Annotated in this window: 14 protein-coding genes and 1 riboswitch; of the genes, 8 read left to right on the forward strand and 6 right to left on the reverse strand. The window is 66.7% G+C overall.

The genetic code is table 11. From position 1 onward, the window contains the following. Positions 1 to 47 precede the first annotated feature (47 nt). On the reverse strand, positions 48 to 1,679 hold the full coding sequence (gene pgm / locus AC5RUF_RS05395) for a phosphoglucomutase (alpha-D-glucose-1,6-bisphosphate-dependent) (RefSeq protein ID WP_494129939.1): 1,632 nt from the start codon (positions 1,677 to 1,679) through the stop codon (positions 48 to 50). 117 nt (positions 1,680 to 1,796) lie between these two features. On the opposite strand from pgm, the gene AC5RUF_RS05400 reads away from it, so the two are divergent. Beyond that, a complete protein-coding gene (locus tag AC5RUF_RS05400) occupies positions 1,797 to 2,150 on the forward strand; it encodes a hypothetical protein (protein ID WP_493996095.1) in 354 nt (117 codons plus the stop codon). Between the two features lie 57 nt (positions 2,151 to 2,207). Here the strand turns inward: AC5RUF_RS05400 and AC5RUF_RS05405 are convergent, their stop codons facing one another. From AC5RUF_RS05405 to AC5RUF_RS05415, 3 genes are all read right to left on the reverse strand, one after another. Then, entirely contained in the window at positions 2,208 to 2,408 is a 201-nt protein-coding gene (locus AC5RUF_RS05405) for a hypothetical protein (RefSeq protein WP_493996094.1), read from the reverse strand. Between the two features lie 83 nt (positions 2,409 to 2,491). After that, on the reverse strand, positions 2,492 to 3,697 hold the full coding sequence (locus tag AC5RUF_RS05410) for a cobalamin-independent methionine synthase II family protein (protein WP_494129940.1): 1,206 nt from the start codon (positions 3,695 to 3,697) through the stop codon (positions 2,492 to 2,494). 16 nt (positions 3,698 to 3,713) lie between these two features. After that, positions 3,714 to 3,838: riboswitch (SAM riboswitch) on the reverse strand. 119 nt (positions 3,839 to 3,957) lie between these two features. After that, positions 3,958 to 5,361, reverse strand: a complete 1,404-nt coding sequence (locus tag AC5RUF_RS05415) for a peptide MFS transporter (RefSeq protein ID WP_494129941.1) — start codon at positions 5,359 to 5,361, stop codon at positions 3,958 to 3,960. 296 nt (positions 5,362 to 5,657) lie between these two features. On the opposite strand from AC5RUF_RS05415, the gene AC5RUF_RS05420 reads away from it, so the two are divergent. After that, entirely contained in the window at positions 5,658 to 6,641 is a 984-nt protein-coding gene (locus AC5RUF_RS05420; protein WP_494129942.1) for an MsnO8 family LLM class oxidoreductase, read from the forward strand. 16 nt (positions 6,642 to 6,657) lie between these two features. Here the strand turns inward: AC5RUF_RS05420 and AC5RUF_RS05425 are convergent, their stop codons facing one another. Then, complete coding sequence (locus AC5RUF_RS05425) at positions 6,658 to 8,040, reverse strand: amidase (protein WP_494129943.1); 1,383 nt, start codon at positions 8,038 to 8,040, stop codon at positions 6,658 to 6,660. Positions 8,041 to 8,179: 139 nt separating this feature from the next. Here AC5RUF_RS05425 and AC5RUF_RS05430 point away from each other — a divergent pair, with 139 nt between their 5' ends. From AC5RUF_RS05430 to AC5RUF_RS05445, 4 genes are all read left to right on the forward strand, one after another. After that, positions 8,180 to 8,506, forward strand: a complete 327-nt coding sequence (locus AC5RUF_RS05430) for a rhodanese-like domain-containing protein (protein WP_494129944.1) — start codon at positions 8,180 to 8,182, stop codon at positions 8,504 to 8,506. Next, complete coding sequence (pheA, locus tag AC5RUF_RS05435) at positions 8,503 to 9,483, forward strand: prephenate dehydratase (protein WP_493997122.1); 981 nt, start codon at positions 8,503 to 8,505, stop codon at positions 9,481 to 9,483. Before AC5RUF_RS05430 ends, pheA begins: the two co-directional genes overlap by 4 nt. A 50-nt stretch (positions 9,484 to 9,533) precedes the next feature. Next, on the forward strand, positions 9,534 to 10,520 hold the full coding sequence (locus tag AC5RUF_RS05440) for a DNA topoisomerase IB (protein ID WP_493997121.1): 987 nt from the start codon (positions 9,534 to 9,536) through the stop codon (positions 10,518 to 10,520). A gap of 95 nt (positions 10,521 to 10,615) precedes the next feature. After that, positions 10,616 to 10,876: a hypothetical protein gene (locus AC5RUF_RS05445; protein ID WP_493997120.1), complete on the forward strand. Its 261-nt coding sequence runs from the start codon at positions 10,616 to 10,618 to the stop codon at positions 10,874 to 10,876. A gap of 63 nt (positions 10,877 to 10,939) precedes the next feature. On the opposite strand, the gene AC5RUF_RS05450 is transcribed toward AC5RUF_RS05445, so the two are convergent. After that, positions 10,940 to 12,028 carry a diacylglycerol/lipid kinase family protein gene (locus AC5RUF_RS05450; RefSeq protein ID WP_493997119.1) on the reverse strand — a complete coding sequence of 363 codons (1,089 nt, stop codon included), beginning with the start codon at positions 12,026 to 12,028 and terminating at the stop codon, positions 10,940 to 10,942. A 67-nt stretch (positions 12,029 to 12,095) separates the two neighbouring features. Between AC5RUF_RS05450 and serS the strand changes: the two genes are divergently transcribed. Together serS and AC5RUF_RS05460 are read left to right on the forward strand one after the other, a co-directional pair. Then, positions 12,096 to 13,370: a serine--tRNA ligase gene (serS, locus tag AC5RUF_RS05455; protein ID WP_493997118.1), complete on the forward strand. Its 1,275-nt coding sequence runs from the start codon at positions 12,096 to 12,098 to the stop codon at positions 13,368 to 13,370. Positions 13,371 to 13,515: 145 nt separating this feature from the next. Next, positions 13,516 to 14,364: an HAD family hydrolase gene (locus tag AC5RUF_RS05460; protein ID WP_494129945.1), complete on the forward strand. Its 849-nt coding sequence runs from the start codon at positions 13,516 to 13,518 to the stop codon at positions 14,362 to 14,364. Positions 14,365 to 14,368 lie beyond the last annotated feature (4 nt).

Genomic DNA, 14,368 nt, shown 5'->3' on the forward strand with positions numbered 1-14,368 from the left:
AGGTGCACCGCCCGCCGGGCCGTGCACCTCTTTTGTGCGGTTGCTTCCTAGGAAATCACGCCGTCCACAATGGCCTTGGCCTCGGCCTGGACCTGGTGCAGATGCTCCTCGCCCTTAAAGGACTCGGCGTAGATCTTGTAGACGTCCTCGGTGCCGGAGGGCCGGGCGGCAAACCATGCGTTCTCGGTGGTTACCTTCAGTCCGCCGACGGGCGCTCCGTTGCCGGGTGCCTCCGTGAGGCGGGCGGTGATCTCCTCGCCGGCCAGGGTGGTGGCGGTGACGTCCGACGGCGAGAGCTTGGCCAGCGCTGCCTTCTGTTCCCTGGTGGCGGGAGCATCCACGCGGGCGTACTCCGGATCGCCAAACCGGTTGGTGAGCTCGCGGTACCGCTGCGAGGGGGTCTTGCCGGTGACGGCCGTCATTTCGGAGGCCAGCAGCGCGAGCAGGAGGCCGTCCTTGTCGGTGCTCCACGGCGTCGCGTCCATCCGCAGGAAGGAGGCACCGGCGGATTCCTCGCCGCCGAAGGCCGTTTCACCGGAGAGCAGGCCGGGCACAAACCACTTGAAGCCGACGGGCACCTCCATCAGGACCCGGCCGAGGTCGGCGGTCACCCGGTCGATCATGGAGGAGGAGACCAGCGTCTTGCCCACCATGGCGTCCGCGCTCCAGCCGGAGCGGTTGCGGTACAGGTAGTCGATGGCGGTGGCGAGGTAGTGGTTCGGATTCATCAGCCCGCCGTCGGGGGTAACGATGCCGTGGCGGTCTGCGTCGGCGTCGTTGCCGGTGGCAATGTCGTACCGGTCCGCCCGGGCAATCAGGGAGGCCATGGCGTACGGCGAGGAGCAGTCCATACGGATCTTCTCGTCCCAGTCCAGGGTCATAAAGGCCCACTGCGGGTCGACATTGGGATTCACCACGGTCAGATTCAGCCGGTGCCGTTCGGCAATGGCACCCCAGTAGTCCACGGAGGCGCCGCCCAGGGGATCCGCCCCGATGTGCAGGCCGGCGTTGCGGATGGCATCCAGGTTCAGGACCGAGGGGAGGTCCTCGACGTAGTTCTGCATGAAGTCATAGGTGCCCACCGAGTCGGCCAGCCGCGCTTCGCCCAGGGGAATCCGCTTCACGCCCTCCAGGCCGGCAACAAGCAGCTGGTTGGCGCGGTCCGCGATCCAGTTGGTGATGTCCGAACCGGCGGGACCGCCCGTGGGCGGGTTGTACTTGAACCCGCCGTCGGAAGGCGGATTGTGCGACGGCGTCACCACAATGCCGTCTGCCTGGTCCGTCCGCGAGGCGTTGTACTTCAGGATCGCGTGGCTGACGGCGGGCGTGGGGGTGAAACCGTTCCGTGCGTCGATCAGCACGTTCACGCCGTTGGCGGCCAGGACCTCCAGGGCGGTGTTCTGCGCCGGCTCGGACAGGCCGTGGGTGTCCTTGCCCATGAACAGCGGCCCGGTAATGCCCGCCGAGGTGCGGTACTCGACGATCGCCTGGGTGATGGCCGCAATGTGCTGTTCATTGAAGGCACCGTTCAGGGAAGATCCCCGGTGTCCGGAGGTACCGAAAGCAACGCGCTGCGCAACGTTGGAAGGGTCCGGCGCGACGTCGTAATAGGCGTCCAACAGCGCTGTGAGATCTACAAGGTCGGAAGGTTCGGCTGGTTTTCCTGCACGATTAGACATACCCCTAAGCATGCCAAAGAAACGGCGGGGACGGCAGACGGACCCCTACGCGTAAATCCCGGCGCCGGGGCCGTATGCTCTATCCGACAGCAGCGGGGGCGGCAGGAAGGGGGCACCATGGCGGCAGGAGCAGCTCCGGTAACGGTCCGGCGCCCCGGGATGCGCCGGGGCACCCGCACGGGCATGGTGGTGCTGAACCTTGCCTGCCTCTGTGCGTCCCCGGTGTTCTGGTTCGCCTGGAGTCAGCGGACGGCGTTTCACCTGCCGGAGTGGGCCGAAAACGCGGCCGGGTTTACCGGCGGGATCCTGCCCGTGCTGATGTTCGCGGCGGCATGGTGCGCCGCCGCCGTCCATTTCGGCCACGGCCGGCCGCAGGCAGCGGGAACCATCTTCAACTTCATGTCTTCGCTGGGGCTGCTGGCCGCGGCCGCCGGGATGCTGGCACTGACCAGCGCCGGGCTGGACGGATAGCAGCGAACGGCCGCCTTAAAAGCAGCTGCGGGAAGGTTTCCCTCCCCGCAGCAGGTGCTACTGGTCCTTGTGATTGGCCTTGAAGTTCTCGTTGTCGGAATTCAGGCCCTGCGCAAGGTTGGAGTGCACCTCGGTGCGCGGATCGGAGTGGTCCTGGCTGCCGCTGCCGTCCGGAACCTCCTCCGAGGTCTGCATGAGGTTCTCCACGGCGTTCTCAATCGGATTCGACGATTCCGCCGGCTTGTCTGTCTTTGCCACTGCGTCCTCCCTTGCTCCAAACCATCAGTAACCTTACGGTTTCCACTGTAGTCCAACAGCGGTCCGCACGGTTAGGTCCGGACCTACCAAAGCCGGTTGCTGGCCCGCCGGGCGCCCTCACCGAGCGCCTCAAGCTTGGCAGCCGCAATCTGGGGATGCACCCGGCCGCCCAGCCCGCAGTCGGTTGAGGCAATAACGTTCTCCCGTCCCACCAGCCGGGCGAAACGCTCAATCCGGTCCGCCACCAGATCCGGATGCTCCACCACGTTGGTGGCATGGGAAACGACGCCGGGGATAATCACTTTCCCGTCCGGCAGCTTGGTGTCTTCCCACACCCGCCATTCGTGCTCGTGCCGGACATTGCCGGCTTCGAAGCTGTAGCCGCCGGCGTTGATGCTCAGCAGGGTGTCCACGAGGTGGCGGAACTCGATGTCGGTGGTGTGCGGGCCGTGCCAGGAACCCCAGCACAGGTGAAAGCGGATCTGTTCCTCCGGCAGCCCGCGCAGGGCGTAATTCAGGGCCTCCACCCGGATCCGGGTGAACCGCAGGTAATCCTGAACCGACGGTTCCGGGTTGATCTGGTCCCAGTTCTCGGCAATCGAGGGGTCATCGATCTGCACAATCAGTCCGGCGTCGACGATCGCCTTGTACTCCTCGCGCATGGCATCGGCGCACGCGTAGATGAACTCTTCCTCCGTGGAGTAGTACTCGTTGGCGATCCGGGAGCAGGAGCCCGGCGAAAGGGAGGCCAGGAAGCCCTCCGACAGGCCCGCCCCGACCAGGCCTGCCTTGAGGTTGGCAATATCTCCCGCCACGGCGTCGTACCCGGTGTATTCCACTTTGCCGGTGACTTTCGGGAAAACCTTCTGCGCGCCCGTGGTGATGCCCGACGACGGGTCTGTGTAGGCCTCGCGGAAACGGACCCGGTCGCGGCGGTCACCGAAGCTGGTCAGAACAACCTTGCCCGGTTCCGAACGGACCGGCTCCATGTCCCAGATGCCCGTTTCAGCCACACTCAGGCCGCTCAGCCGGGCGAAGGAGTAGGACCACCAGGCCCCGTAATCCACCTCGGCGGACATCGCGTGCCCGTACTCGCCGTCGTTCGGGATATCGATGCCGGCCTCCTGCTGGCGCCGCACCAGGTCGGCTACGGCATCCCGCAGCAGCTGTTCATAGCCGGCGGTGTCCGCGGGGTTGGCGTCCCTGGCCGCATTGGCGGCGAGCAGTTCGGGTGTGCGGGGGAGTGAACCGGCGTGGGTGGTCAGGATACGGTCGGTGCTTTTGCGCATGGGAATCCTCGGGGATCGTGTGCTCTTGCCTGCACCGGATGCCCTGAAGGGCGGTGCAGGCCGCTTCGTCATCCGAACCACCCGTGAAGCATGGGGTTGGTGCACGGCCAAGTCGGAGCTTGGCGGCCGTGTCTCCTGAAGCTGGTGCCATCCTAACCACGCCGTGCCGTCCCCACCAAGCACATGACGAAAAGCAAAAAGGGCGGCAGCTCCGGGTTTTCCGGTGCTGCCGCCCTGTGGAGGGTATCGTGCCGTGCTTGCTAGCGAACGCCGCTCATCAGCTTCTTGATGGCCGGGGTCGCCGCTGCCAGGGCGATGCCCAGGACAATGGCGGTTCCGCCGCTGAACAGGAAGTAACTGACCTCGGTGTCGGGGTTGTAGAATTGAGCCAGCCAGCCCGCAAGGGTGGTGCCCAGGGAAACCGAGAGGAAGAACAGGGCAACCATCTGGGTCCGGAAGACCTCCGGGGCCAGTTTGGTGGCCACGGACAGGCCGATCGGGGAGATGAAGAGTTCCGCGAAGGTGAACAGCAGCAGGATGCCGACCAGGGCCAGCAGCGGGGTGCTGTTGGCGCCGCCGCCGGAGAACGGAATGAAGGCGAGGAACGCCAGGCCCATGACGGCAAGGCCCAGTGCGAACTTCAGCGGCGAGGACGGCTGCCGGTCGCCCAGCTTGGTCCAGACCGCAGCGAAGACGGCCGCGAAGATGATGATGAAGATCGGGTTGATCGACTGCACCCAGCTCGGCGGCATGGTCCAGCCGAAGATGGTGCGGTCCAGGGACGTGTCGGCGTACAGCGCCACCACGGTGAACTGCTGCTGGAACAGGGCCCAGAAGGCGGCGCTGGCAATGAACAGCGGCATAAAGGAGAACACCCGGCGCCGTTCCACCTGGTTGACCTTCTTGCTGCCCAGGATGATGACGAAGTAGGCAACCGCGGCCAGGATGGCCACTGCGGCCATCACCACGGCGAGGTTCGTGGCGGTCAGGAGTCCGAACACCACGGCCAGGACAATCACCACCAGGGCGGCAACGGTGTACACGCCGACCTTGAGGTACTGCTGCTTGGGCAGCGGGTTGGCTACTTCATGCGCGGCTTCCGGCAGGTATTTGCGCGTGAGGCCGTACTGGACCAGGCCGATGGCCATGCCGATTGCGGCAAGGCCGAAGCCGTAGTGGAAGCCGAGGCGGACCTGGAGCAGGCCGGTGAGGAGGGGGCCCACCAGGGCGCCCAGGTTGATGCCCATGTAGAAGAGGGAGAAACCGGCGTCGCGCCGTTCATCCTTCTCGGAGTACAGGGTTCCAACCAGCGACGTGGCGTTGGCCTTGACGCCGCCCGAGCCCAGTGCAATGAGGATCAGGCCGGCAGCCAGTCCCGCGGCACCCGGAAGTACGGCCAGGGAAATGTGGCCGAGTACGACTATGGCTGCGGAGTAGAAGAGGACCCGCTCGGAGCCGAGCACGCGGTCGGCCAGCCAAGCGCCGAGAATGGTGGAAAGGTAAACGCCACCGCCGTACGCGCCAACCAAAGAGGTGGCAACAGCAACATCGATGCCGAGGCCGCCTTCAGTGACCGAGTAGTACATGTAGTACAGCAGGATGCCCTGCATGCCGTAGAACGAGAATCGTTCCCACAGCTCGACACTGAAAAGATTGGCCAACATCCGGGGATGGCCGAAGAAGGTTTTACGCGCTTCTTGGACGCCTGGGGTACTGGGGGTATGGCTCACCCATTAATGTTCCCACCCCTTCCTTGGGTTGGCGCCGGACAATCCTGCGTAATCCGCTCCGGACCGGGAAGGTTTTTCGAAGCCCTGTGGGGAAGGTCACCGGATTCCGGCTCGATTTTGGCGAGGTTACGTGCTTTAAGTCTCCCGTTACACGCGGATTTGGCGCAAACAAGCGGATTTGACTACAAGCGGGACGGAATTCCGCGGGCGGGGGCGCGGTTGGCACCCGTATGTCCACCCTGAACATCCCTGTTTCCATTCTTGACCGGGCCAATTCCCGGGAAGGGTCTTCCGAAGCCGACGCGCTGCTGGCGGTGGCGGAACGGGCCGAGGCAGCCGAGAAGCTGGGCTACCGGCGCTTCTGGGTGGCCGAACACCATGCCGTGGCCGGGATTGCCGGGTCTGCGCCAGCCGTTCTGATGGCCTCCCTTGCTGCCCGCACGCACAGTATCCGGATCGGATCCGGTGGAATCATGCTGCCCAACCATGCACCGCTCGTTGTGGCTGAACAGGCCGCCACCCTGGCTGCCCTGTATCCGGGCCGCATTGACCTGGGGCTGGGCCGGTCCCTAGGGTTCACGGCTGCCGTGCGCCGGGCACTGCGTGCCGGGACAGCCGAGGCGGAACAGTTTGAAGAGCACCTGGCCGAGTTGCTGGCGTACCTCGACGGAACGGCCGCCATCACCGCCAGGCCGCAGGACAAGAGCCAAACGCCCGTGTTTGTCCTGGCCACCGGGTCGGGAGCGGATATCGCCGCGAAGGCGGGCCTCGGACTGGTCCTGGGCGGTCCGGCCCTGTTCCGTTCCGGGCCGGGGTCAGCCCTGCAGCGGTACCGGACGGCGTTCCGCCCGTCGGACCGATTCCCCCGGCCGTACGTGCTGGCCGCCGTAAACGTGGCGGTTGCAGATACGGAACGGGCCGCCGTCGAACTGCTGCTTCCGGAAGCCGGCGCCCTGGCCGACTCCAAGACCAAGGGTGTTTTTCCGGCGCTGGCGGCTACCGATGGGAAGGTGACGGGTTCGGCCCGGAGGCAGGACCTGGTCCGCGGATTCCTGGCGGACTCCATCCACGGCACCCCGGACTCGGTACGCCGCCGCGTGGCGGATCTGGTGCACGCCACCGGTGCGGATGAGCTGCTGGTCACCGGCGGAGCCTTCGACGTCGAAGGCCAGCGAGAGTCCGACCGCCTGCTTGCCGAACTGGCTGCCCCCTAGCCCTGCCGCAGCGGGATCAGTACCCGAGCTGGGCGGCGACGGCGAGCAGATCCGCTTCGGCACCGGGCCTGCCGATCAGCTGGATGCCCATCGGCAGACCGTCCGCGGTGTCCAGCACGGGGATGCTGATGGCGGGAAGTCCGCAGACGTTGACCATGGAGGTAAAGGGGGAGTACCGGCACTGCCGTGCATAGTCCTCGTCCGCGTCCCCACCCTCGTACCAGCCGATGGGCCGGGGGGTCATGGCCAGCGTCGGGGTGAGAATCATGTCGTACGCGCTGTACTGCCGGATGGTTTCCGTTTCAAAGGTCCGCAGGATGTCGATGGCGGTGACCAGGTCCGCGGCAGTGCGGCCCTGTGCCCGCCGCCGCATGGTGGCCGACAGGTCAGTGAGCTGTTCCTCGCGGCCCGGCGCCAGCACCGCCGTGGCCAGGGATGCGGTCCAGACCGTCTGGAAAGCGTCCGGATACCGCTCGTCATAGCGGAGGTCGGCGTCCACCAGGTCGTGGCCGGCAGCGACCAGTGCCGCGGTCCCGGCGTCGAGGGCTTCCACTGCCTCCGCCTCAAGGACAATATCCAGCCGGGACTCGAACGGGGACCGGGTGCTGACACCGATCCGGAACCGGCCCTCGGTCCGGCGGACGGCCGCCAGGAAGCTCCCCTGGTGCCGGGCCGCACTGGTGGCGCGGTGATTCGGCTCTTCCAGCATGGCGTCCAGCAGCAGTGCCGCGTCCGCGGCGTTGCGGGCCAGCGGTCCGGCCACCACAAACTGGCCCAGATCCTGCTGCGCGGAGCCGGAGGGAATCCGTCCGCGGTTGGGCTTCAAACCGACCAGGCCGGTGGCCGCCGCCGGGATACGGACCGATCCGCCGCCGTCGGTGCCGGGGGCAAAGGGAATCATGCCCGCAGCCACAGCCGCGGCGCTGCCCCCGGAGGATCCGCCCGGGCTCAGGCGTGGGTCACGCGGATTGCGGGCAGGCGGGCCCACCCTGTTTTCGCTGTAGCTGTTGAGCCCGAATTCCGGCACCTGCGTCTTCCCCAGGCTGATGGCGCCGGCACGGCGCAACACGGCGGGAAGCGGAGCGTCTTCCTTCGCTATCCAAGGATCCAGGGCCGCGCTTCCCATGGTGGTCCGCACCCCAGCCACGTCGGTGAGGTCCTTGTGGGCCAGGGGCATTCCGTGCAGCATCCCCAACTGTTCGCCACGGGAACGGCGTTCATCGGCAGCGCGGGCCTCGGCCAGGGCAAGTTCCGGCGTCGGCGTCAGGAAGGCTCCCAGTCCGGGGTTCAGGGCATCGACGCGGGACAGGAAGTGGGCGGTAATCTCTTCGGCGCCCAGCTGGCCGGAGGCCAGGGCATCCCGCAGTTCGACGGCGGTCATCTCGTGGGGAGCGGTCATTGCGTACCTCCGGTGCGTGCGGGCCTGGACGTTTATTTCTTCGGGCCGCGTCCCACTATAGGCTGGACAAAACGATCGCCGCCCGGCCCGGAACGGGCCTGCGGCGCCATGCAATATCGGTTGGACAGTGAGGGCAGCAATGAGTGAGATGCAGAGCGTATCCGTGGACAACATCCCGGAAGGCGCAAAAATCCTTGACGTGCGGGAAGACTACGAGTGGGAGGCCGGCCACGTGGACGGCGCCGTCCACATTCCGCTGGACCAGCTGCCGGACAGCCTGGACAACCTTGACCCGGACCAGGACTTTGCGGTCATCTGCCGCACCGGCGGCCGCAGCGCCCGCGCCACCCAGTGGCTGGACGCCCACGGCTACTCGGCCGTGAACGTCAACGGCGGCATGGGCGCCTGGCTGGAAGCGGGCAAGCCGATGGTTTCGGACAACGGGCAGGAACCGACCGTTAAATGACGCATACCGCGCACGCCCAGTCCGCTCCGCATCATCCCGGTCCGCTGGGCGAAACGGTGGTGTACACCTACCTCGGGCCGGAAGGAACCTTCACCGAAGCGGCACTGCTCAGGGTGCCCGGCGCACAGGATGCCGTGCGGATCCCGTCCGCCAGTGTGAATTCCGCCTTGGAGATGGTCCGCTCCGGACAGGCGAACGCGGCTGTGGTGCCCATCGAGAACTCCGTGGAAGGTGGCGTCACCGCCACCTTGGATGCGCTGTCCGCCGGTGCCTCGCTGCGGATCCTGCGGGAGATCCTGGTACCCATCACCTTTGTGCTGGCCGGACGTCCGGGCGTGGCGTTGGAGGACATCCGTACGGTGTCCACCCATACGCACGCCTGGGCCCAGTGCCGGGAGTGGGCAGCGACGAATATTCCCGATGCGGAATATCTCCCGGCGTCCTCCACGGCCGCTGCCGCGGTGGAGCTGAGCGAACCGGATCCCTCCTTCGACGCCGCCATCTGCGCGCCGCTGGTGGCGGAGCGGCTGGGCCTGCAGGTGCTGCGCGAGGATATCGGCGATGTGCGAGACGCAGTGACCCGCTTCGTGATGATCAGCCTGCCCGGGCTGCTGCCCGAACCCACCGGTGCGGACAAGACCACACTGGTCATCCCGTTGCCGGAAGACCACCCGGGCGCGCTGATGGAAATCCTGGAACAGTTCTCCACCCGCGGCGTCAACCTCAGCCGGATTGAGTCCCGCCCCACCGGCATGTTCCTGGGCGACTACTTCTTCAGCATTGACGCGGACGGCCATGTTGCCGATGCCCGCATGGCCGACGCCTTGAAGGGGCTGCACCGGATCAGTCCGGGACTGCGCTTCCTGGGCTCCTATCCGCGGGCGGACCGCCGCGAACCGGAGGTGCCCCGGCACACCAGCGACGACGCGTTCCGCGCCGCGGACATTTGGCTCGAGTCCCTGCTGAACGGATACTAGGCAGCAAGGCCGCGGCAGTACCGGCACGCGGCGGGTGAAAGGTGCACACCATGGCTCGACTTCGGCGAAGCAACTGTGAACACCCGGGGTATTCCCGGAGGCGCTGGGGCAAGGGGTTCAGCTACCGGGACATCCGGGGTGCCGCGATCAGTGACCGCCAGGTCCTGGCCCGGATCCGTTCGCTGGCCATTCCGCCGGCGTGGACCGACGTCTGGATCAGCCCGTACGCCAACGGCCATATCCAGGCCACCGGCACCGACGGCGCCGGACGCAAGCAGTACCTGTACCACCCGCACTGGCGGGAAATGAAGGACCGGGAAAAGTTTGACCGCGCCCTGGCCTTCGCCCAGTCACTGCCGGCGGCACGCCGCCTGATCACCAAACACCTGCGGGCCGAGGGCACCGGTCCGGAGCGGGCCCTCGCGGCAGCCCTTCGGATTGTCGACGCCGGCGCACTGCGGGTGGGCGGCACCAGGTACGCGGAGGCCAACGGTTCCTACGGCACCACCACGCTGCGCATCGGGCACGTCCGCCTGGAGGGGCCGGAGGTCCGGTTCGATTTCCCGGGCAAAAGCGGGCAGGAATGGCACACGTCCATCAAGGACGAGGACCTGGTGGCAGCGCTGGAACCCATGCTCCGCCGTCCGGGAACCAGCCCGGACGCCGACACGGCGCTGGCCTATGTGGGCACGGACGGTGCCTGGCACAGTGTGGACGCCGCGCAGTTGAACGCCTTCCTGAAGGAAGTCACCGGAGGGGAATTCAGCGCCAAGGATTTCCGTACCTGGCAGGCCACGGTGGTTGCGGCCATGTCCCTGGCCCGGCTGGCACAGGAAGCCCGCACGGTGCGGGCCAAGCAGAAGGCCGTGGCGGCCACTGCCCGCGATGTGGCGGACCACCTCGGCAACACCCCGGCCATTGCCCGGAAGTCCTACATAGATCCCCGCGTGGTGGACCGCTTCTATGACGGACACGTGATTCCGGTAACCGGATATTCCGCATCGGAGACCGCCGTGCGCCTGATGCTCGAAGATTAGCCGGGTTTCGGCAAACGGCATCCGTAAGTATGCTGATGGAAGGCGCGCGCAGTATTGGCGCACTGGACAACCACCCTATGAAGGAAGGTGCCGGCATGAGCGAGTACCCCAAAGAAGAAGAACAGCTCAAGGACCCGAAGCCCAGCGGTGTCTCCACCAATGATGACAACTACCGCGGCGATGTAGGCGACCAGGGCAACGACATCCGGTTTGCGGAAGAAGAAGCCCTGATCCGCGAGCAGTCCTCCCCGTCCTCCCTGCCGGACGATGAAGGCGAGTACACCGACGCCGACGGCGCCCGGACGGACCGGCACCGCGAAGGCGGCTACACCGACTCCGAAGGCACCCAGGAGTAACAACATGCAGCAACCTAAGCGGCATTCCATCCTCACCGGATGGGGTGCCGCTTCTGCTGTCGCCTAGCTCCGCCGTTTCGCCAGGGCTGCCGGGCGCACCGGTGTCTGCGGCACCCGGACCCGCAGGGCGCCGGGGTCCACCTCGAACCTGACGGACGTGGCCGGGCCGGTGAGGTCGCCGTCCAGCTGGGTCTGCGTGGGTTCAGCCACGGAGACCGTGATCGTCCGGGCCCGGTGGTGGCGGATCACCGGCAGGTCCTTGGGGTAGCGGGTCATCACCTTGCCGGCCACCCAGGCCCAGCCCAGTACGCTGCGCGGACTCATGATGATGACGTCCAGCAGGCCGTCGTCCACCACGGCATCGGGAATGAAATCGATCCCCGCGGGCAGCCGGCCCGTGTTGGCCACCAGCACGCTGTGCACTTTGAGGGATTCCGCCGGGCCGTCGTCGAGGCTGACGGTCATCCGGGTGCGGCGGCCGGGGAGCAGGCGCACGCCGGCCTCGCTGTAGGCCAGCCAGCCAACCCGCCGCTTCAGGTCATCGCGGGTAGCGGCAATCACTTCGGCGTCCAGACCGATACCGCCCATCACCAGGAAGGCATTGCGCGACCGCAGCCCGCTGCCGGCGTCGGCAAGCTGGATGGTCGCCATGTCGATCCGCCGCACGTCGCCGTGCAGGGCGTTGCGGATGTTCCCGCTGAGGTCTGCCACCGAAATGTCCAGGTTCCGGGCCAAGAGGTTTCCGGTACCCAGCGGGACCAGGCCCAGGGCGGCTCCGGAATGGGCCACTGCCCGTGCCACCTCCCGGACCGTTCCGTCGCCGCCGGCGGCAATAACGACGTCGGCGCCGGACTCCAGGGCCGCCAGCGCCTGCAGGTAACCGGGGCTTTCCACTGTGGTTTCCAGGATCAGCGGCGGATCCCAGCCCGCCAGCTCACAGGCGGCAGCCAGCAGTTCCCGGGCGTCGGGAGCCAGGACCTTGACCGGATTGACCACCATTGCCACCCGCTGGTGTGCCGGCCCCCGCGGGGCGAACACCGCGGCCTCGGCTGCCTTGCGCCGGCGGCTGCGGACGCCGATCACAAGCCAGGTGACGGCCGAAGCCAGGAGGGCAGTGCAGAGCACCAGGAGCAAGCTGATTTCAAGGGGCATGATGCCTCCCAGAATAGCCTCCGCCTGCCAACGCAAAGGCCGGGCCGGTTTTCGGTACTCTTGAGACGTGATCGATGTAAATGAGCTCCGCGAAAACCCTGAAAAATTCCGAGCCTCGCAGCGTGCCCGGCTGGCCGACGAGAGCATTGTGGACGCGATCATTTCCGCCGACGCTGCCCGCCGTGACGCCCGGACCCGCTACGAGACCCTGCGCGCCGAGCAGAACGCCTTCGGCAAGCGAGTGGCGCAGGCCAAGGGTGAAGAGAAGCAGGCCCTGCTGGCCGAGGTGAAGGAACTGGCTGCCGCGGTCAAGGCTGCCGGCGCCGAAGCCGACACCATCCAGGCCGAATCCGACGCCCTCCTGCGCCGGATCCCGAACCTCGTGTCCGATGGCGTTCCCACCGGCGGTGAGGACGACTTCGAAGTGGTCAAGACGGTCGGCAGGCCGCGGGACTTCGAGGCCGAGGGTTTTGCGCCCCGCGACCACTTGGAACTGGGCGAGATGCTCGGTGCCATCGACATGGAGCGCGGCGCCAAGGTCTCCGGTTCCCGCTTCTACTTCCTCCGCGGCGTCGGTGCCCGCCTGGAACTGGCCCTGCTGAACATGGCCATGGACCAGGCCGTGAAGGCCGGCTTCGTTCCCATGATCACCCCCACCCTGGTCCGCCCGGAAACCATGCAGGGCACCGGATTCGACGTGGCACACGACGCTGAGATCTACCGCCTGGCTGAAGACGACCTGTACCTGGTGGGCACGTCCGAGGTGCCGCTGGCCGGCTACCACGCCGATGAAATTCTTGAGCTCGACGGCGGCCCTGTCCGTTACGCCGGCTGGTCCTCCTGCTACCGCCGGGAAGCCGGCTCGCACGGTAAGGACACCCGCGGCATCATTCGCGTCCATCAGTTCAACAAAGTCGAAATGTTCGTCTACACCCGCCCCGAGGATGCTGCCGAAGAGCACAAGCGGCTGCTCGCGTGGGAAGAGGAAATGCTGGCTAAGGTGGAACTGCCGTACCGGGTTATCGACACGGCCGCGGGTGATCTGGGCATGTCCGCCGCCCGGAAGTTCGACTGCGAAGCCTGGGTTCCCACGCAGAACGCCTACCGCGAGCTGACCTCCACCTCCAACTGCACCACCTTCCAGGCCCGCCGGCTGAACATCCGCGAACGGCAGGCCGAGGGTAAGGGCACCCGTGCGGTCGCCACCCTGAACGGCACACTGGCGACCACGCGCTGGATTGTCGCCATCCTGGAACACCACCAGAACCCGGACGGATCGGTCAACGTACCGGCCGCGCTGCGTCCGTACATGGGCGGACTGGAAGTACTGCCGGTCCTGTAGCACGCTGCCACTTTGGGAAATCCCTCCGCCGCACACCGGCAGGGATTTCCCAAAGCGGCAGGCGTCCCGCAATGTTTGACCGGCCCGAACCGGCGGGATGGTCCCGTCCTATGTCCCCCTGCGGGAAATCTGCTTATATAAAACGATGACAACTATGAGTACGGCTGGCATCGAAGACCAGCTAACCCCAGATAAAAGACACCTCGTGGCCCTGGACGTGGACGGCACCCTGGTGGACCACGACGGCCACATGTCCCCCGGCGTCCGGAACGCCGCGCGCGAAGCACGCGAGGCCGGGCACCACCTGGTAATTGCCACCGGCCGTTCCTACGGGGCGGCGCTGCCCATCCTGCAACTGCTTGGGCTGGCCGAAGGCTACTGCGTTTGCTCCAACGGTGCCGTCACCCTGCGCCTGGACCCCGATCTGGAGGACGGCTACGAAGTGGTGGACCGGGTGGTGTTCGATCCGAAACCGGCCCTGGCCGCTCTGCGGGAGAAGCTTCCCACCGCCAAGTTCGCCCTGGAGGACGCCGACGGGCAGTTCCTGTCCACCGAACGCTTCCAGGACGCCAGCTTCGGCGCCGAGGCCCTTGCCGTGGACTTCGAGTCCCTGCTGGATGCCCGGGCCGTGCGAGTGGTGGTCTTCAGCACGGACAGCACGGCGGAGGAATTCGGTTCGGCAGTGTCCTCCATCGGCCTGCACGGTGTGACGTATTCCGTGGGCTGGACGGCGTGGCTGGACATTGCCGCCGCCGGAGTGACCAAGGCCAGCGCGCTGGAACAGGTCCGCTCCCGGCTCGGTGTTGACCCGGCGCTGACCGTGGCCCTGGGCGACGGCCGGAACGACATCGAGATGCTGGACTGGGCCGCCCGCGGGGTAGCGATGGGTCAGGCACCGGACGAGGTCCTTGCCGTGGCGGCCGAAGTCACCGGCACCGTTTACGAGGACGGCGCTGCCAGTGTGCTGAACAGTGTGCTGGGCCGCAACCTCTAGCCGG

This window comes from Arthrobacter sp. Y3224198 (assembly GCF_059090025.1).